General features: G+C 70.4%; 11 protein-coding genes. All 11 read right to left on the reverse strand.

Annotated features, from left to right (window positions below; translation table 11 throughout):
- Positions 1 to 37 precede the first annotated feature (37 nt).
- Positions 38 to 2,113, reverse strand: a complete 2,076-nt coding sequence (locus tag ABS52_10870; protein ID ODT03101.1) for a hypothetical protein — start codon at positions 2,111 to 2,113, stop codon at positions 38 to 40.
- Positions 2,114 to 2,182: 69 nt separating this feature from the next.
- Entirely contained in the window at positions 2,183 to 3,697 is a 1,515-nt protein-coding gene (locus ABS52_10875) for a hypothetical protein (protein ID ODT03102.1), read from the reverse strand.
- A gap of 27 nt (positions 3,698 to 3,724) precedes the next feature.
- Positions 3,725 to 4,870: an acyl-CoA dehydrogenase gene (locus ABS52_10880; protein ODT03103.1), complete on the reverse strand. Its 1,146-nt coding sequence runs from the start codon at positions 4,868 to 4,870 to the stop codon at positions 3,725 to 3,727.
- A gap of 183 nt (positions 4,871 to 5,053) precedes the next feature.
- The gene (locus tag ABS52_10885; protein ODT03104.1) at positions 5,054 to 8,188 is read right to left on the reverse strand and encodes a hypothetical protein; all 3,135 of its coding nucleotides are present in this window, start codon (positions 8,186 to 8,188) and stop codon (positions 5,054 to 5,056) included.
- 2 nt (positions 8,189 to 8,190) lie between these two features.
- Positions 8,191 to 9,399 carry a hypothetical protein gene (locus ABS52_10890; GenBank protein ID ODT03105.1) on the reverse strand — a complete coding sequence of 403 codons (1,209 nt, stop codon included), beginning with the start codon at positions 9,397 to 9,399 and terminating at the stop codon, positions 8,191 to 8,193.
- Positions 9,400 to 10,608, reverse strand: coding sequence for a hypothetical protein (locus tag ABS52_10895; protein ODT03106.1), 1,209 nt, complete (start codon positions 10,606 to 10,608; stop codon positions 9,400 to 9,402). It lies immediately after the preceding gene.
- Positions 10,609 to 10,761: 153 nt separating this feature from the next.
- Complete coding sequence (locus tag ABS52_10900) at positions 10,762 to 12,123, reverse strand: hypothetical protein (GenBank protein ODT03107.1); 1,362 nt, start codon at positions 12,121 to 12,123, stop codon at positions 10,762 to 10,764.
- Positions 12,120 to 12,809 (reverse strand): DNA-binding response regulator, encoded by a 690-nt coding sequence (locus ABS52_10905; protein ODT03108.1) that lies wholly within the window; start codon positions 12,807 to 12,809, stop codon positions 12,120 to 12,122. Before ABS52_10905 ends, ABS52_10900 begins: the two co-directional genes overlap by 4 nt.
- A gap of 125 nt (positions 12,810 to 12,934) precedes the next feature.
- Positions 12,935 to 14,818 (reverse strand): asparagine synthase (glutamine-hydrolyzing), encoded by a 1,884-nt coding sequence (locus tag ABS52_10910; GenBank protein ID ODT03109.1) that lies wholly within the window; start codon positions 14,816 to 14,818, stop codon positions 12,935 to 12,937.
- A 107-nt stretch (positions 14,819 to 14,925) separates the two neighbouring features.
- On the reverse strand, positions 14,926 to 16,839 hold the full coding sequence (locus ABS52_10915; protein ODT03110.1) for a bifunctional homocysteine S-methyltransferase/methylenetetrahydrofolate reductase: 1,914 nt from the start codon (positions 16,837 to 16,839) through the stop codon (positions 14,926 to 14,928).
- Entirely contained in the window at positions 16,836 to 20,381 is a 3,546-nt protein-coding gene (locus tag ABS52_10920; protein ODT03141.1) for a methionine synthase, read from the reverse strand. Before ABS52_10920 ends, ABS52_10915 begins: the two co-directional genes overlap by 4 nt.
- Positions 20,382 to 20,396 lie beyond the last annotated feature (15 nt).

Consider the following 20,396-nt stretch of genomic DNA (forward strand, 5'->3'; position numbering starts at 1 on the left):
GCCGGCCGCCCCACGCGCGCGTGTGCCCCCCCTTCCGTCAGCTGGTGACCTTCGGCGTCACGTACTTGCTGATCCACTGCAGGACCTCGCCATACCAGAGGCGCGAGTTCTGCGGCTTGAGGATCCAGTGCCCCTCGTCGGGATAGAGCACGAGGCGCGACGGGACGCCCTGGCGCTGCAGGGCGGAGAAGAGGGCGACCCCCTCGTAGTACGGCACCCGGAAATCCTGCTCGCCATGCAGCACGAGCATCGGGGTCTTGAAGTGCTGCGCCGAGAGGTGCGGTGACCAGCGCCGGTACTGCTCGTCCATGGCCTTCTTCTGCCAGAAGGGGCCCCCCATTTCCCACTCCGTGAACCAGAGCTCCTCGGTGGCGCCGTACATGTTCTCGAGGTTGAAGATCCCGGCGTGCGAGACGAGGGCCTTGAAGCGGTCGGTGTGGCCGGCGATCCAGTTGACCATGTAGCCGCCGAACGACCCGCCGGCAGCCGCAACGCGGGAGCCATCCATCCACGGGTTGCGCGCCAGCGCGGCGTCGAGCCCCTGCATCAGGTCCTCGTACACCTTGCCTCCCCAGTCGCGGCTGACGCCGTCGACGAAGGCCTGGCCGTAGCCGGTGGAGCCGCGGGGATTGATGGCGATGACCGCCGCGCCGATCGAGCCGAACAGCTGGAAGTTCCAGCGCCCCCCCCAGTTGTCGAGCCACGCCCCCTGCGGCCCGCCGTGGATCAGGAAGACGACCGGGTACTTCCGCGCCGGGTCGAAGTTGGGCGGCTTGACGATGAAGCCGTGGACCGAGTCGCCGCGCGCCCCCCGGAACCAGAAGTCCTCGGCCGGCGGGAGCGAGAGGGCGGCGAGCGCGGCGTCGTTCTCGGTGGTGAGCTGCCGCTCCGTCCCCACCGGCTCGCGCGTCCCGGGAATCTCGGTGCGCACGTACACCTCGGCGGGACGGTGGACCGCATCCCGCACCCACGCCAGCGTGCGCCCGTCGCGCGACAGGGTGAAGCCGACGTTGTTGTGGGCGGTGATCTCCGCGTGCGGAGGGGCGGCCGCGCTTCCGTCAGGGGCAAGGGCGATGCGGAACAACTTGTCGCGCCCCTGGTCGCCGGTGCCCACGTACAGGCTGCTCCCGTCGGGGCGGAAGAAGTACGACTCCGCGTTGCGATCCCACGCCGGGGCCACTTCGCGCGCGGCGCGGGCGCGCCGGTCGAAGAGCATCAGCCGCCAGCGGTCGGACTCGAAGCCGGCCCGCTGCTGCGCGGCATAGGCGATGAAGCGACCGTCGGGGGAGTAGACCGGGTTCTGGTCGGCGCCCCGGTTGGCGGCGGTGATGACCGTCGGCGCCCCGCCTTGCACCGGCACCGTGTACACGTTGACGTCGGTCGACCACGCCTCCTCGCGCCCCGCGTCCTTGGCCGTGTAGGCCACCTCGCGCCCATCCGGCGAGAAGCTGTACCCCTCGCTCCCGCCGAAGGGCGGGACCGGGACGTCGTAGCGCGCGCCGGCGGTCAGGTCGCGCAGCCCGCTGCCGTCAGGGGCAACCACCCACAGGTGCGAGCGCATCCCCTCGTCCCACGACGTCCAGTGCCGGTAGAGCAGCTGGTCGGCGATGTGCGCCTTGACCTTGCTCTCCTCGCGCGCCCTGGCGCGCGCCGCGTTGCAGGCGTCGTCGGCGCAGTCGGGGTAGACGCTCGAGGTGAAGGCGATGCGGTCCCCGGTGGGAGCCCACACCGGTCCGCTGGCGCCGCCGTGCAACGAGGTGAGGCGCCGCACCCCCGAGCCGTCGACGTTGGCGATCCAGAGCTGTCCCTGCGCCGTGTAGGCCACCCGGCTCCCGTCGGGAGACCACCGGGCCTCGGTGGCCTGCACCGAATCGTTGGGCCAGCGGCGCGGGGCGCCTCCCGCCGTGGCGATGAGGTAGGTGGCCGGGATCCGCCGGTTGGCGTCGACGTCCGTGGTGCGCACCGTGTACAGCACCTGGCGCCCGTCGGGGGCGAGCTGCGCGTCGGAGACCGCCCGCAAGCGCGCGAAGTCGTCCCACGACATGGGGCGCCGAGCCTGGGCCGCGAGGGAGTGGGCGCAGGCGAGCAGGAGCAGGAGTGTGTACCTCACCATGGTCACCGGGTGGAGGGATGGGGGGATCGGCGTTCGCGCCGCACGCGCCGCCCCCGGCGTTGCGGGGCGCTACATCTTCACGCAGGACGACGGGCGCTGGTAGCGCGGCGCGGGGCGCGTGCCGTCCCCCTTGTACCAGTCCACCTTGCCGGCGTCGCGCGGCGGGGCGCCCCGATAGTCCCCGCGCATCAACGCCTCGATCTCGTCGGCCTCGCGCGGGAGCCCGCAGCTGATCCACTCCACTCCCTCTTCGGTGACGACGTAGTCATCCTCGATGCGGATGCCGACGTCGGCGTACCGTCGCACCGCGTCGCCGACCTTCGCCGCCAGCTGCGCGTTGCGCGCCGTCCGGGGGAGGAGGTCGAGAAGGTTGCCGCGGACGTAGATCCCGGGCTCGATGGTGAAGGCGCTCCCCGGGGCGATGATCCCGGTGAAGTAGTACTGGTCGGGATCGTGCACCTCGAGGCCGATGCCATGCCCGAGGCCGTGCATGTAATAGAGTTGCACCTGCGAGCACTGGCGCGGCTGCTCGGGCGTCCCGCAATCGTACGTCGCCGTGGGCGACTCGATGAGGCCGAGGCGGGCCAGGCCGGCGGCGATCACCGCGCGCGCCGAGTCGCTCATGGCGCGCGCCGGGGCGCCGAGCGTCGCATTGCGCTCGGCCGCCGCCTGCGCGTCGCGCACCACCCGGTAGACGGCCCGCTGCTCGGGGGTGAAGGTCCCGCTCACCGGGAACGAGCGCGTGATGTCGGCCGCGTAGCCGCGGTACTGCGCGCCGACGTCCATCACCACGACGTCCCCCGCCTTCACGAAGCGGTCGTCCTTGTTGTAGTGGAGCGTCGTGGAGTTCTCTCCCGAGCCGACGATCGAGGCATAGGCCGGGCGATCGGCGCCATTGCGCCGGAACATGTACTCCACCAGCGCCTGGATCTCGAACTCGTTCATCCCCGGCTCCACCGCCAGCATCGCCTCGCGATGCGCGTCCATCGAGACGGCGACCGCCTTCCGGATCAGCTCCAGTTCGGCCGCGCTCTTGGTGCCGCGCAGCCGCGCCACCGCCGCGTTGGCGCTGGCGATCGCGACCCCCGGATGGCGCGCGCGGAGCGCCTGCACGAAGCGCTCGTCGCCGTTCAGCGTGTCGCCCCCCTCGGAGAGGTTGGCGAGGACGTGCATCGTCGGCTTGCCGGCGAGCGCCGAATCGAGCGCCGTGTCGAACTCCCGCGCATCGCGCGCCGGGATCCCGGTCAGCTCGCTTGCAACGCGCGCACCGTATCGCCGCCCGCTCCACACCTCCTGCGCAGGATTCTTCCCCTGCACGAACAGCGTCCAGCGCACCTCGCCGCCCGTGCTGGTCATGAGCAGGCTCGCGTCGGCCTCCCGATAGCCGGTGAGGTACTCGAAGCCGGGGAGCTGGAAGAACGACAGGTAGTCCAGCACCGGTGCCGTCGCGCCGCGGGTGACGAAGACCCCCTCGCCCAGCACCTTGGCCAGCGCGCCGCGGCGCGCGGCATACTCGGCCGCGGTCACCTGGGCCGACACCGGGGTGGCAAGGAGGAGCGAGAGTCCGAGGAGGATGCGGCGCATGCGGCGGATGGGGACGGAGGATGGGCGCTACTTCAGGACGGCCTTCGCGATGGTGTGCAGCTGCATGTTCGACGTCCCCTCGTAGATCGTCCCGATCTTGGCGTCCCGGTAGAACTTCTCGACCGGATAGTCCTTGGTATACCCGTAGCCGCCGAGGAGTTCGACGCAGAGCGAGGTCGTGCGCTCGCACACCTGCGAGGAGAGGAGCTTGGCCATCGCCCCCTCGCGCGCGATGTCGTGTCCCGCGTCCTTGAGGCGCGCGGCGTTGTACACCATCAGGCGAGCCGCTTCCACCTCGGTGGCCGCCTGCGCCACCTGGAACTGGATCCCCTGGAACTCCGCCAGCGCCTTCCCGAATTGCCTGCGCTCCTTGAGGTAGGCGGTGGCGACCCCGAGCGCCCCCTGCGCCACGCCGATCATCTGTGCCCCGATCCCCACGCGACCGACGTTTAGGGTATCGATGGCGATCTTGTATCCCTGCCCCACCTGGCCAAGGACGTTCGCGCCGGGGACGCGGCAGTTGTCGAGAAGGAGCTCGACGGTGCTGGACGCACGGATTCCGAGCTTGTCCTCCTTCTTGCCGACCGCGAAGCCGGAAAAGTCGCGCTCGACGATGAATGCCGTGATCCCCTTGTAGCCGGCGGAGGGGTTGGCGTTGGCGAAGACGATGTAGACCCCGGCCTCGGCGCCGTTCGTGATCCACAGCTTGCGCCCGTTGAGCACCCAGTCGCCGCCGTCACGCTCGGCACGAGCGGCGAGGGCGAAGGCATCGGAGCCGGAGCCGGCTTCCGAGAGGGCATACGAGCCGACCGTTCCCGAGGTGAGCCTGGTCAGGTACTTCGCCTTTTGCGCGTCGCTGGCGTAGGTACGCAGCGGATATTCGACGAGGGTGTTCTGGACATCGACGAGGATGGCGGCCGACGCGTCGACCTTGCTGAGCTCCTCGACGGCGAGCGCCACCATCATGAGCGACCCTCCGGCCCCGCCATGCGCCTCGTCGACCTCGATCCCCATGAGCCCGAGCTCGAACACCTTGGCGATCAGGGAGGGGTCGATCTTGCCGTTGCGCTCCATCTCGCCCACGAGCGGACGGACTTCCTCGTGGGCGAAGGCGGCGACGGCGTCACGGAAGAGGACTTCGTCCTCGGTGAAGGTCGTGAGGGGGGAGGTCATGGCGGGCTCGATGGCGGCGCGGTGAGGTCTGCTCCGGCGGGCGACCGCGATCCGCCGGCGACGCCCCGTAATGTAGCGTCTGCCGGCGTCGAAACGACCTCGGGCGCCCCTTGAAGGAGGCGCCCGAGGTGTAGAGTGGTCCGACCGCGCGCGGCGTCGGCCACACGAGTCGCTGGCCGGTGGCTAGACGCTGTACTCGCCGGTGGCGGTCCCCGGCAATTGCGACACCGCCGGCTCGCTCCACCCCGCCTCTTCCTCGGCCCGGCGTCGCACGCGCCACTTTTCCAGCGCCAGGTACAGCGTCGGGAGGACGAACAGGGTGAGGATGGTGCTGGTGATGAGGCCGCCGATGACCACGCTGGCGAGGGGGCGCTGCACCTCGCTCCCGGGGCTGTGGGAGAGCGCCATCGGGACGAAGCCCAGGCTCGCCACCAGCGCGGTCATCAGCACCGGGCGCAGCCGGTCGGCGGCGCCGTGCCGCACCGACAGGTCGAGCGGGAGGCCGCCCGCGCGCAGCGCGTTCATATGCGTGACGAGCACCACGCCATTGAGCACCGCGATGCCGAACAGCGCGATGAAACCGATGCTCGCCGAGAGGTTGAGGTTCAACCCGCGCAGCCAGAGCATGGCGATTCCGCCCACCAGCGCGAAGGGGACGTTGGTGAGCACGAGGAACGACTGCGTGATGGAGCGGAACGACGCGAAGAGGAGGAGATAGATGAGCAGGAGCGCCGCCGGCACGACGAGCGCCAGCCGCCCCATCGCGCGCTGCTGGTTCTCGTACTGCCCGCCCCACTCGAGGAAGGTGCCGGGCGGGAGTTGCACCTCGCGGGCGATGCGCGCGCGCACTTCCTGCACGAAGCTCCCCAGGTCGCGCCCGCGTACGTTGCTGAGCACCAGCGCCCTCCGCTGCCCGTCCTCGTGCCCGATGAGCTCCGGGCCGGTGGTGGAGACGAGCTCGGCGACCGCGGTGAGCGGGACCATCGCCCCCGACGGGGTGCGGATCGTCAGCTGGGCGAGCGCCGAGATGTCGTCGCGGTGTGCGTCGGGATAGCGCACGACGAGGCCGATGCGTCTGGGGCCGTCGACCAGCTCGCTGGCCACGTGCGACCCCATGGCCAGCTCGAGCGGGCGTTGTACGTCGGCGACCGACAGCCCGTATTGCGCCAGCACGTCACGCCGGATGCGAATGGCGATCTGTCCCGATCCTTCGCTGACCTCGACGGCGGCGTCGGCGTTCCCTGGGACGGTGCTGATGATCTGCAGCATCTGGGCGGCCAGCGCCTGGTTCCGCTCGATGTCGTTGCTGATAACCTTGATGCCGAGGTCGGTCTTGATCCCGCTCTCGGCCTCGTCGAGCCGCATGGCCAGCGGTTGGGTGAACGAGATCTCGAGTCCGGGGATCACGGCGAGCGCCGCGTCGAAGACGGTGACCAGTCCTTCCTGCGTCTTCGCCGAGGTCCACTCGTCCTGCGGCTTGAGGATGACGTACATGTCGCCCTCGAAGAGTCCCATCGCCTCGGTGGCCAGGTCGGGGCGTCCCTCCTTGGTCACCACGGTCACCACTTCGGGGAACCTCTTGATGATCTGTTCGGCCTGGAGCGACAGCCTGGTGGCCTCCTCGAGCGAGATGGACGGGAGGCGGCGGGTCGTGATCAGGATCGACCCCTCGTTGAGCTTGGGCATGAACTCGGTCCCGATCCAGCCTAACGAGGAGACCGCCACGACCACGAATACCGCCGAGACGCCGACGACCCTGAATCCGCGGGCCAGGGTCCACTCCAACGCGCGGGCGTAATTGCGGTTGAGCTTCTCGAAGAAGGGGCTCGGCTTCTCCACGTGATGGTGGAGGAGCCATCCGCTGATCGACGGGACGTAGGTGAGCGCGAGCAGGAGCGATCCGAGGACCGCCGTGACGACGGTGAACGCCATCGGCTTGAACATGCGCCCTTCCATCCCGTCGAGCGTGAAGATCGGGATGTACACGGCGACGATGATCGCGATGCCGAACAGGATCGGGCGCCCGACCTCGAGGGCCGCCGAGCGGAAGAGGGCGAGGCGCTCGCTCTCCTTCCCGTGTTCGAGGCGCCGCACGAAGTTCTCGACCATCACCACCGACGCATCGACGATGAGGCCGAAGTCGAGCGCCCCGAGGCTCATCAGATTGGCCGAGTACCCGAAGAAGTACATCCCGCCGAAGGCGATGAGCATCGACAGCGGGATGACCGACGCCACGATGAGCGACGCGCGCACGTTGCGCAGGAAGAGAAAGAGGACCGCGATGACGAGGAGCCCACCCTCGATGAGGTTCTTGGTGAGCGTGCGTGTCGTGCGGCTCACCAGGTCGGTCTGGTCGTAGAACGGGGTGATCTGGACGTGCGCCGGGATGGCGGCGCGGATCTCGTCCATGCGCTCGCGCACCGCCTTGATCACGCGGCGCGAGTCGGCCCCCTTGAGCTTCAGCACCATCCCGCTCACCACCTCTCCCGTGCCGTCGTGCGTGACCGCACCCTGCCGCGGGAGGGCGCCGATCCTCACCCGGGCCACGTCTGCCACCCGCACCGGGATCCCGTCGGTGGAGCTGATGACCACCTGTTCCACGTCGCGGGCGCGCTCGATGCGTCCCAGTCCGCGGAGCGTGTAGCGCTCGCCCCCCGTCTCGAGGTACGAACCGCCGAACGACAGGTTGTTGTCGGCGAGCGCGCGATGCACGTCATCGATCGTCAGGCGCCGCGCGGCGAGGCGCGTCGGGTCGACCTCCACCTGCACCTGCTCGGTGAAGCCGCCCCACGTGTTCACCTCCGACACGCCGGGAACGGTGCGCAGGCGGGGCCGGATGGTGTATTCCTGCAGCGTCTTGAGCTCGGTCAGGGTGAGGGAGTCGCTCGTGATGACGTACTGGTACAGCTCCCCCATGGGGGTCGACACCGGCCCCAGCGTCGGTTCGACCCCGGCCGGCAGCGATCCCTTCGCGTCGTTGAGGCGCTGCTGCACCAGCGTCCGCGCGAAGTAGATGTCCATCTTGTCGGGGAACGGGACCGTGATGAGCGACAGCCCGAACTTCGAGACCGATCGCACTTCGTTGGCCCCCTGGATCCCCATCAGCGAGGACTCCAGCGGATAGGTCACGAGGCGCTCCACGTCCTCGGGCGCCATCCCCGGGGCGACGGTGATCACCTCGACCCTCGTCCCGGTCAGGTCGGGGAAGGCGTCGAACGGGACGCGCATGAGCGCGAACAGACCGAAGCCGACGATCGTCAGCACCCCGCCAATGACAAACAGCCGGTTGCGGAGCGAGAACTCGATGAGGCGCCGCATGCTCAGCCCCCGCCGCGGCGCTTGAGGATCTCGGCCTTCGCCACCGCCGCCCCGCCCACGATGACGGTGCGCCCGGTATCGATTCCCTGGAGGATCTCGGCCAGCGTGGCGGTCCGGCGCCCCACCCGCACCGGCACCACCGCCAGGTGCATTCCTTCGCCGCGCGGCTGCGCCTCGATCACCACCGTGTCGCCCTGGAAGGCCTGCACCGCCCCGGCCGGCACCGTGGTCACCACCCCATCCGGCACGCCGAACAGCTCGGCGCTCGCGAACATCTCCGGCTTGAGGATGCCGCGCGGGTCGCGCACCGCGGCGTGCACCTCGATGGTGCGCGTCACCGTGTCCACCTGTGGAAAGACCCGCGTCACCGTCGCCTCGAACCGTTCGCCGGGCGCTGCCGTGACCGTGAAGCTGATCGGGGCACCGATCCGCGTGGTCGCCGCGTCGGGGACCTGCATCACCAGGGTCAGCGCCGACGGGCGGCTGACGGTCATGAGCGGAGCGCCGACCAGGACCACGTTTCCGGGTTGCACCTCGCGGGAGATCACCAGCCCGTCCAGCGGCGAGCGGACCAGCACCCAGTGCGGGTCGGCCCCCGCCTCCTCGGGGCCGTCGCCCAGCAGGTGCTGGAGGAACTCCTCGGCCCGGACCAGCTCGGCCGCCGCGCTCTCCTGTATCGCCTGCGCGTCGGTGCGCGCGGCGCGCAACCGCTCCAGGTCGGCGAGTGAGAGCGCCTTGCCCGTGTAGAGCCGCTCGCCCCGATCGGCGGCATTCTGCGCCACGCGCAGCGCGGCCTCGGCGCGCCGCGTCTCCGACCTGGCCCGCGTGAGCGTGGCACGGGCGTCCATCATCTCGTGGCTGTGGATCGCCACCAGCACCTCGCCCTTGCGCACGCGATCGCCAGGCATCGCGTAGACGCGCACCACGCGCCCCTCCACGATCGAGCCGATCGGCTCGGTGTTCGCCGCGTCGAGCGTCAGGCGCGCCGGGGCCGTCCAGGCATCGCGCCATGGAGTCCGGGTCACGGGGGCGGTGGTGAAGCCCCCGATCTTCACTGTCTCCGCCGAGAGGAGGGCTGTGTCGGGGCGCGCGCCATTGGCGCTCGCCTCGACGGCCGGTGCCTCTCCGCGGTCGGACGGTGAACAGGCGGTGGCCAGCGCGAGCCCGGCAAGCGCGGCGTGCAGGGCGACGTGGGTTTGGCGGCGCGACATCTATCGGTTCTCCAGGAGCGGCGCCCCGATGGCGCGATTGAGCTCGAGCGTGGCCAGGTGGAGATCCACCGTCCAGCGCAGCGCGGCGGCGCGCGATTCGGCACGCGCGCGTTGCGCCTCGACCAGTTCCATCAGCGAGATGGCGCCCTCGCGGTACGCCCCCTCGGCAATCTGCGCGACTTCGGCGGCACGCGCGTCGATCCCCGACGCCCCCGCCTCGAGCGCTTCGCGCATCGCGACGATCCCCCTGATCGCGGCCGCCACCTCGCCGCGCACGCGCAGCTCGGCGTCGCGCCGTTCGGCGTCGGCCACCAGCGATTCCCCGCGCGCCCGCTCGCGTACCCCCTCGTTGCGGCTGAAGAGGGGGAGCGGGACCATGAAGCCGAGGACGCCGGTGTTGTACCCCGATGTCTCCTTGCTCCCGGCGATCACTTGCACGTCGGAAATGACGCCGCGCCGCTCCGCTGTCACGCGGTAGCGCGCTTCGTCCGCCGCGTGCCGCAGGGCGACGAGGTCGGCGCGCTGCGCGAGTGCCTGCGCCACGGCCGCCTCCTCGTCGGGAGGAGCGGGGAGGGTGCTGACCGTCGAAAGCCGGGCCAGCGGCGGCAGCGAATCGACGGCCAGCCCCAGAAGACGCGCCAGGTCGCCCGCGGCGCGTGACGCCTCGACGCGCGCGCCCGCCTCCGCCATGCGCGCGCGATCCGCTTCGAGACGCGTCCGGATGGCGGCCACTTCGGCGACCGCACCCTCGCGGAAGCGTTGCGCGTCGAACTCGGCGACGACGTCACGCGCCTTGCGCTCCTCGACGGCGACGGCCAGCAACTCGGCGCCGAGCGCGGCACGCCAGAAGGCGCGCATCACCTCCGCGTCGAGCTGTCGCGCCACGGCGCTGGAGTCGGCCCGTCCTCGTGCCACCAGCGCCGTTCCGGCGGAGCGGAGCGCCAGGCGCCGTCCGGTCACGTCGACGGGGAGCTGGATGGTCTGGAAGAGGTCGGGCTGCAGCGGGCTGGAATAGTTCTCTCGCCGCCACTCCGCGATGGGGTTGGGAAAGGCGCCGTCGGCGCGCGCGCGCCCCTGCGCCATGATGCGGCGTGCCTGGGCCGTGGCGACGAGCGGTCCGCGGGCACGGGCGATGCCAACGGCGCGCTCCACCGTGAGCACGTTTCCCTGGCCCCACGCCACCGGCGCCCAACCCAGCAGGGCGATCAATGCAAGTCTCATGGACCGGATGGTATTACAGGGCGATGAATTGACCGTGAACGAAACGGGGCGCAGAAGCGCCCCGTTTCGTTATTCAACGCCGACGCGTCGGCATCCGCTGACGCAGGTTCGGCGCGCGGAGGGTCTGTGTCGTGGCGCCGGTCATCTCCCCGATCCGGAGGCGGCGTCGCCGTCTCTCGGGAAGATGACGCGAATGAGCGCGCCACCGAGCTCCGCATCGCCGGCCGTGATCGTGGCCGCATGCTGCCGCGCGATCCATCCCGCGATGGCGAGGCCGAGGCCACTCCCGTCAGGTGCGCGCTGCCGGGCCGCGGCTCCCCGGTAGAATCGCTCGAAGATGCGCTCGCGCTCCCCCTGCGGGATGCCCATGCCGCTGTCCTCGATCTCCAGCACTGCGTGCGCGTCTCGACGGACCACGCGGATCTCGATGCGTCCCCCGGTCGGGGTGTATTCCAGCGCGTTGTGCAGCAGCACCCCCACCAGCCGGTGGATCAGCTTCGGATCCAGGCGGGCTGGCGCCTCGTCGAGCGCGGTGACGTCGAGGGCGATGCCGCGCCGGCGCGCTTCGGCGTGCCATGGCGACACCGCGTCGCTGACGACGTCGTCGAGGAAGGCGGGGGCGAGCACGGCGTCCACGCTTCCGGCGTCGGCTCTCGCCAGCTGCATCAGCTCGTCGACCAGCGACGAGGCGCTTCGCAGGTCGCCCTGGATGCGTTCCAACGAGGTGCGGTCGTCGGTCCCCGGCTCGGAGGCCAGGCGCGCCTCCGCCTCGCCCAGCATCCGGGCCAGCGGCGTGCGCAGCTCGTGCGCGGCGTCGGCCAGGAAGCGGCGCTGCTGGCCAAGGGCGCCGTCGAGTCGATCGAGCAGGGCGTTGAAGCGCCGGCCGAGGCGTCCGAGCTCGTCGTTGGGGTCGGCGACTGGGAGGCGCGCCCCGAGGGTCCCCGCGTCGATCTTCTCTGCCGCATCGGCCATCATCGCGACCGGACGCAGCGCGCGCCCCGTGACCAGCCAGCCGGCCAGGGCGGCGAGCGCCACGGCAAAGGGGAGGGCGACGAGGGTCGCCCGGTCGATGCGTTGATGGGCCGTCACCAGGTCGTGGACGCTGACCGTCAGGCGCAACTTCCACCCCGGCGCGAGGCCCGGCTCCAGGGGGACGACGTAGGCCCGCGCCGGCGAGCGCGGCGCGGACGCCGGATTCGGGATCCTGGCGCGCGAGAAGAAGGTCGAATCGGGGCGCAGGAACTCGAACTCCATCCCGGCGAAGACCAGTTCGCCGGAGATGTGCGCGAGCGTGGCCTCGACGTGCCGGTATTCCGAGAGCTCGGCGCGGAAGAAGGAGCGTACGAGCTCGATGGCTCGCTCCACGGAATCCTGGTGTTCCGCCGTGAGGGCGCGCCGGGCGATGGCGCGCATCGACAACACGGAGGCGAGCAGGAGGACGAAGACGCTCCCCGCGTACCAGGCCGTGAGTCGGAGCCGGATGCGGGGGCTAGGCGTCGTCACCGCAGGCGCGCGTGCTTGGGCGTCCCGAGGCGATACCCGGCGCCGCGAATCGTCGAGACGAGCGGCGCTTCCGCCGGGTCGTCGATCTTCTTGCGCAGCCGGGCGATGTAGACATCGATGACGTTGCTCGCGGGGTCGTAGTTGTCGTCCCAGGCGTGGGCGCTGATCTTCTCGCGCGTCACCACCTCGCCGGGGTGGCGCATGAGATACTCCAGCACCGCGTATTCCTTGCTCGTGAGCGAGATCTCGCGGCCATTGCGTTCGGCGATGCGCGTTCCGGTGTCGAGCGTCAGGTCCTCGACCTGCAGCTTCACGGGGACGACGGTGGCCGGGCGGCGCAGGAGCGCGCGGACGCGGGCCTCGAGCTCCGCGAGAACGTACGGCTTGACCACGTAGTCGTCGGCGCCGAGGTCGAGCCCGGCGATGCGGTCCTCGACGGTATCGCGGGCCGTGGCCATCAGGATCCGGATGGGATAGCCGGAGAACCGCAGGCGACGACAGACCTCGAACCCGTCGATCCCGGGGAGTCGAACGTCGAGGACGGCAATGTCGTACTCATTGAGTGCCGCCAGGCGCAGTGCGTCCTCGCCCGTTGCGGCGATGTCCACGGCCATCCCCACCTTTCGCAGGTAGGAGGCGGCCGACTCCGCGATGCGTGCGTCGTCTTCTACGAAGAGGAGGCGCATTCAAGATACCCCAGCCACGAGACCACTTCGGGCGGCACCAGCCGAACCGCTGTTCGTGTCGCACATCCTAGCGGTGCAGGATGAACGGAAGATGACCGCCGGGTGAGCGCCGCGCGAGGCCGCGCCTACAGCCACCGCTGCGCCCAGTTCTCCAGCACGATCAGCAGCCAGGCCTGGGCTGTGGCGCGTCGATCGAAGCCCGCACGATGGGCGATCTCGTCGATGACCTTCGGGGAAAAACGATCCCGTACCCAGGCACCAGGACGCCCGAGCGCTCGTGACCTGAAGCCGTTGTGGTCCGTGCGTACCCATTCCATCGTGGGAGTGGCGAAGCCGACTTTCGGGCGCTCGACGATCTCGGGCGGCAGGCGGCCGCTCGCGTATCGGCGCAGCAGCACCTTCCGCGTGGCCGCCCCGGACTCGTCCAGTCGGAGCTTGCTCGCGTCGTCCTGGCGCGAGATCCACTCCACCAGGCGGTAGTCCAGGAACGGGACCCGAAGCTCGATCGAGTTCGCCATCGTCATCTTGTCCGCCTTCATGAGCAGGTCTTCCACGAGCCAATCCTGCGAGTAGGCGTACAGGATTCGGGAGAGGGTCGTCCCCGCAGGGGCGCGATCGTAGACGCGGCGCACCACCTCCATCGAGTCCTCGAACCGTGGCCCGGCGGGCCAGAGTCGGCGCTTCTCGCGGCTGGACATCACGCGCGTCATGTTGGGCGCGAGCAACCGCAGCACCTCGTCCTCGTGTGCAAGGAGCCTGGCCAGTCGCGATTCGGGCGCTCGGGCCAACACGAGGGAGGCGAGCCAGGACGGCGTCAGCTGGCGGAGTGGGCGCGACCGACGGGCCAGGCGCTCCCGCTGGCGCACATACCGCAGCGTTTCCTCGAACGCGTAGCCCCCCAGCAGCTCATCGCTGCCTTCGCCACTCAGCACCACCTTGACGTGCTGTCGCGCGAGCTGCGAGACATGGTACAGGGCGATCGACGCCGAGTCGGACAGCGGCTCGTCGGCGAACCAGGCGAACTCCGGGAGGAAGGCCGAAAATTCCTCTTCGCCGATGAAGATCTCGTGGTGATCGGCGCCGATCGCGCGCGCCATGAGCCGTGCGTACCCGGATTCGTCGGCGACGCCTCCGTCGCGGAAGGCGACCGAGAATGTCGACACCGGCCCGTCGTGCACCTTCCGCACCACCGCGGCCACCGCGCTCGAGTCGAGTCCCCCGCTCAACAGGATCCCCACCGGAACGTCGGCGATGAGCCGGCGCCGCACGGCATCTTCGAACAGCTCGGCGAACTTCTCGTCCCGCTGCGCCGTCGTGAGTTCCTCGGGTGCCGGACCGGGAATGTCCCAGTAGCGCTCCACCACGGGGTCCCCGCCGCGCGGCGTCAGCGTCAACCGATGCGCCGGAGGGAGCTTGCGGATGCCGTCCCAGATCGCGGCTTCTCCGGGTACATACCCGAACGTGAGGTAATGCCAGAGGGCGCGCTCGTCGAGCCGCTTGGCGACCACCCCCGACGCGACGAGCGCCTTCATCTCCGAGGCGAAGGCGAAGCGCGTGCCGTCCCACGTCCAGTACAACGGCTTCACCCCCATCCGGTCGCGCGCGAGGAAGAGTGATCGGGTGCGCGCATCCCAGATCGCGAAGGCGAACATGCCGTTGAAGAGGTGCACACAATCGGCGCCGTGCTCCTCGAACGCGTGCACGATCACCTCGGTGTCGCAGCGCGTGGCGAATCGATGCCCGCGTGCCTCGAGCGACGCCCGGATCTCGGCGTGGTTGTAGATCTCGCCGTTGAAGACGATGGCCAGCGAACCGTCTTCGTTGAAGATGGGCTGGTGCCCCCCGGCCAGGTCGATGATCGAGAGCCGCCGCATGCCGATCGCCAGGCCGTCGGTGGCGTGGAATCCTGCGTCGTCAGGTCCGCGGTGCACGATGGTCGACGCCATCGCGCGCGCGCGCGTCAACGGATCCGGATCGTTGGGGTTCCAAAGGCCGACAATGCCGCACATGACCAAGGGGATTTGCGGAGGCGAGCTGTGCGGCACCTCTACGCAATATCCTTGCCCGGCACGGGGGCCGGCGCGAAGGCCTCCGTGCCTCGCGCCTGCAGCCGAGATCAGCCCCGAATCACGTCGAGCGCCAGCGCGACCTTCCCGAACGGCGCCGAGACCTGCACCCCCTGCACCTCCCCCCGCACGAGGGCCAGCATCTCGCGCGCGATCGCGATCCCCTCGGCCAGCGCGTGGTCGGCCGACTGCTCGTGCGCACGTCGCATGCGCGCCAGGATCTCGTCGGGAATCACCACGCCGGGAACCTCGTTGGCGAGGAATTCGGCGTTGCGCAGCGAGACCAGGGGCCAGATGCCGGCGACGATGGGGATGCGCGTCTCCCGTACGTCGCGCAGGAAGCGCTCGAGTTGCCGCGGGTCGAACACCGGCTGCGTGATGGCGAACTCGGCGCCTGCTTCGACCTTGTAGGCAAAGCGGCGACCTTCCAGCACCGGGTCGATGGCGGCGGGGTTCACCCCGACGCCGATCACGTATCGCGTGGGAGCCCCGATGGGGTGGCCGCCCGGGTCCAGCCCGTGGTTGAGGCTCCGGACGAGGTTCGTGAGCCCGATGCTGTCGATGTCGAAGACGGCGGTGGCGTCGGGGTAGGGGCCCATCTTGGGCGGGTCGCCGGTGATGACGAGGAGGTTGCGCAGCCCCATCGCCGCCCCTCCCAGCAGGTCCGACAGCATCCCGAGCAGGTTGCGGTCACGACAGGCATAGTGGCAGACGGTCTCGATGCCGACCTGCTGCTCGATGAGGAGCGACGTCATCATGGCCCCCATGCGGCTCTGGGCGCGCGGGCCATCGGGGACGTTCACCGCGTCGACGCCGGCCGTCGCGAGGGTGCGCACGTCGTCGAGCATCCGGGAGGCATCCACGCCGCGCGGCGGGACGATCTCGACCGAGGTGACGAACGTCCCGGTGGCGAGCTTCTCCCCCCACCGGGAGCGCTGCGCCAGCGGAACGGGCTCCACCCCCACGTGCCGCGGCACCCCCTCGCGCTCGCCCACGGCGCGCGCGCTCCCGCTCCCCGTCGCCGGGGTCCCGTCCCCCCCGCCAGCCTCCGTCCGCCGCGCGGCGGCGAGCCGCGGCACCAGCGGCCGGATCCCCTCCACCATCGCCCGGATGTGCGCTGGCGTGGTTCCGCAGCAGCCGCCGATCACCTTGGCGCCGGCCTGCAACAGGTGACGGGCGTAGGTGGCCATGTACTCCGGGCTTGCCATGTACATCTTGCGCCCGCCGACCTCGCGTGGCATCCCGGCGTTAGGCATGGCGCTCAGCTTGCGGCGCGTGACCGCGGCCATCTTCTCGAGCGCCTCGAGGATGATCTGCGGCCCCACCGAGCAGTTGAGGCCGACGACGTCGGCGCCCAGCGCATCGAGCGCGCGTGCGACATCCTCGGGGGTCGCGCCGAAGACCGTGACCCCGTCGACGTCGACCGTCATCTGGGCGATGAGCGGGAGCTCGGGGGCCACCGCGCGCGCTGCGCGCACGGCCTGGGTGACTTCCTCGAGGTCGGCGAAGGTCTCGAGGATGATGCAGTCGGCGCCGCCGTCGCGGAGCGCCGCGACCTGCTCCTCGAAGGCCTCGCGGGCCTCGGCGAAGCTGGTGGGGCCGTATGGCTCGAGGCGGACGCCCAACGGGCCGACGGCGCCGGCCACGAGCGCGGAGTCGCCGGCCGCCTCGCGCGCGATGCGCGCGGCGGCGCGGTTGATGGCCCCCACCTCGTGCGCCAGGCCGAAGTGGGCGAGCTTGAAGCGGTTGGCGCCGAACGAGTTGGTCTCGAGCACCTCGGCGCCGGCGCGCACGTACTCGTCGTGGATCCCCCGCACCAGGTCGGGGGCACGCAGCGAGAGCTCGTCGTAGCACTGGTTGATGAAGACGCCGCGCGCGTACAGCATCGTCCCCATGGCGCCGTCGAAGACGACGACGGTGTCGGGGTCGACGAGGCGCTGGCGGAGCTCGGCGCGCGAGGTCACGGCGTGCCCTCCGCCGCCGTGGCGCGACGCTCGCTCCCGCCGTCGCCCCGGACGGCGTAGTACCTCGCCTCGGGATGGTGGACGACGAGTGCGGCGGTGGACTGCTCGGGAATGAGCTGGTGGGCGACGGTTCGCGACATGCCTAACGACTCGGCGGGGAGGAGCGCGAACACCGTCTCGTGGTCGTCCAGGTCGGGACAGGCGCCGTAGCCCCACGAGTAGCGCTTCCCCTGCCCCGGGGGGAGGCCGAGCTCCGCGCGGATGCGGCGGTGCATCCACTCCGCCGTCGCTTCTGCGGCTTCCACCGCGATCCCGTGCACGTAGAACGCCTCGGCATACTCGCCGAGTGCCTGCAGCTCCTCGAAGCGCCGGGTGGCGGCATCGCCCACGGTCACGATCTGCAGCCCGATCACGTCCACCTCCCCCGACTCGACGGGGCGGAAGTAGTCGGCCAGGCAGAGCCGCTCGCGCCCTTCCTGCCGGGGGAAGTGGAAGCGCGCCACCTCGCGCAGCGTCCCCCCATCGGCATCATACGCGTCCGGGTCGTACACGATCACCTCGTTCCCCGCGGACTGCACCGGGAAGAAACCGTACGCCGCCTGAGGGGCCAGCCATCCGTCGCGCGCGGCCTCGGCCTCGAGCCGCCGGCGCGTGGGCTCGAACTCGGTGCGGACCGCGTGCTCGAACTTCTCGCCCGAGCCGCGCCCGCCCCACTGGAGGCGATACAGTTCGTCGAGGTCGAGGAGCGCCAGGACCTCGCCCAGCGGGATGTCGCGCAGGATGCGCGTCCCGAGGAACGGCGCGCCGGGGACCGCGTTGTCGGCGCGGACCGCGCTGCGCTCCCCGCCCGCCTCGCCCCGCGACACGTCCTTTCCGACCCCGGAATGCAGGAAGACGTCGTTCCGCGCGTCGTCCAGCATGCCGGCCACGAAGCCCTGGCGCTGCACCGGATCCTGCAGCCGGTCCATCGTCTCCAACCCCTCGAACGCATCCTTGCAATAGAAGACGCCCGCGTCGTACGCTCGCTCGCCATCCACGAAGAGCGCGCGCCGCCCGAAGCGCCGGTTGATCGCCGCCCCGCCGATGAGCACCGGGAGCTGCAACCCGCGCCGGTCGAGCTCCTGCACGCAGAGCGGCATCTGCTTCGACGTGCTCACCAGGAGCGCCGAGAGCCCGATGGCGTCCGCGTTGACCTCGACCGCCTTCTCGATGATGGTGTTGACGGGGACCTGCTTCCCCAGGTCGTAGACCGTGTAGCCGTTGTTGGAGAGGATCGTGTTGACCAGCGACTTCCCGATGTCGTGCACGTCGCCGTATACGGTCGCCAGCACCACCCGCCCCTTGGTGTATCCCTCCTGCTTCTCGAGGAACTGCTCGAGGTGCTTCACGGCCCGCTTCATCACCTCCGCCGACTGCAGCACGAAGGGGAGGATCAACTCCCCGGCGCCGAACTTGTCTCCCACCTCCTTCATTGCCGGGAGGAGGACCTCGTTGAGCACGCGCACCGGATCCTCGCGCACTCCCGCCGCGTCCAGCGCGCCCTCGATCCCCTCCTTCTTGCGGTGCACCACCATCCAATGCACCCGCTCCGCCGGCACCATCGCCTCCGTCGGATCGGCGCGAAGCGCCACGCCCGTCTCCCGTCCCCCGTCTCCCGTCCCGGCGAACTGCTCGATGAACCGCTGCAGTGCATCCGGCCGCCGGTTGAACACGAGATCGTCCGCCAAGGCGCGCTCTTCCGCCGAGATCTCGGCGTACGGCGTGACGTGCGCCGGGTTCACGATCGCGGCGTCGAGCCCCGCCTGCACGCAGTGATGCAGGAAGACCGAGTTGAGCACCGCACGCGCCGCCGGCGCCAGGCCGAAGCTCACGTTGGAGACGCCGAGGATCGTGAGGACACCCGGGAGCTCGCGCTTGATGAGACGGATCCCCTCGATCGTCTCGTGCGCCGAGTCGATCCACTCGGCGTCGCCGGTGGCCAGGGTGAAGGTCAGGGCATCGAAGATGAGGTCCGACGGCTGCAGTCCGTACTCGCCCACCACGATGTCGTGGATGGCGCGCGCCACCTCGAGCTTGCGCTCGCGGGTGCGGGCCATCCCGGCCTGGTCGATGGTGAGGGCGACGAGCGCGGCGCCGTGCGTGATGGCGAGCGGGACGACGCTGTCGATGCGCGTGCGCCCGTTCTCCATGTTGATGGAGTTGATGATCGCGCGCCCCGGGATGTGCGCGAGGGCTGCCTCGATGACGGGTGCCTCGGTGGAGTCGATCATGAGGGGGAGCTCGACCGACATCGACAGGAGCTTCGCCACCCTGGCCATCTGCTCGGCCTCGTCGGCGCGCTCGGTGAGCGCGACGCAGATGTCGAGCACGTGGGCCCCCGACTCCGCCTGCTCCCGCGCCACCTCGACGATTCCCTCGTAGTCGTCCGCCAGGAGCAAGCGCTTGACCTTGCGCGACCCCTGGGCGTTGACGCGCTCGCCGACCAGGAGAGGCGGGGGCGACTGGTGCAGGGTGATGGCCCGCATCGCCGAGGAGGCGCGGGGGACGGCGTGGTGCGGGCGGTGCAACGGGGTGGTCCGGCGGGGAAGGGAATGGTCACGCCGACGGTCGGGGGCGCTGGTAGCGTGTTCATTGGGGGGGGCCCCCCGCACCCCCAGCCCATCCACCACCTCGCAGATGGCCCGCAGGTGCTCCGGGGTCGTCCCGCAGCACCCCCCCACGATCCGCACCCCGAAGTCCCGCACGAACTCCCCGAGCATCGCCGCCATCGGCGCCGGTTCCAACGGGTACACCGCATCTCCCGTCCCCGTGTTCACCGGCAATCCCGCGTTGGGAATCACCGAGACCGGGCGCGACGCATGCTCCGCCAGGTAGCGCACCGGCTCGCGCATGTGTTCGGGGCCGGTGGAGCAGTTGAGCCCGATCACGTCCGCCCCCAACGCCTCGAGCGTCGTCATCGCGCTCGCAACATCCGTCCCCAGCAGCATCCGCCCGCTGGTGTCCAGCGTGACCTGCGCCTGAACCGGCACCCTATACCCCAGTTCGCGAAAGAGGCGCGCGAAGCCCGCCAGGGCCGCCTTCACCTCGAGCATGTCCTGCGACGTCTCCACGAGCAGCAGGTCCACGCCCCCCTCGACCAGGTACTTCGCTTGCAGGTAGAAATCCTCGCTCAACGCATCGAACGTCACGTTCGACAGCGCCGGGTCGCTGCTCGAGGGCAGCATCCCCGTCGGCCCGATCGACGCCGCCACGAAGCGAGGCCGTTCCGGCGTCGCATGCCGGTCGCACGCCTCGCGCGCCAGACGCGCCGCGGCGACGTTGATCTCGCGCGCCTTGTCCAGGAGCCCCCACTCGGCCAGCCGGCGTGGCGTCGACTGGAAGGTGCACGTCTCCACCACGTCGCACCCCACCGCCAGGAACGACTCGTGAATGCCGCGAATCACGTCGGGGCGCGTGAGCACCAGGTGGTCGTTGCACCCTTCCAGCGCCTTCCCGCCGAAATCCTCGGCCGACAGGTGGAAGCGCTGGATGCTCGTCCCCATCGCGCCGTCGAACAC

This window comes from Gemmatimonadetes bacterium SCN 70-22 (assembly GCA_001724275.1).
Classification (GTDB): Bacteria; Gemmatimonadota; Gemmatimonadetes; order Gemmatimonadales; family Gemmatimonadaceae; genus SCN-70-22.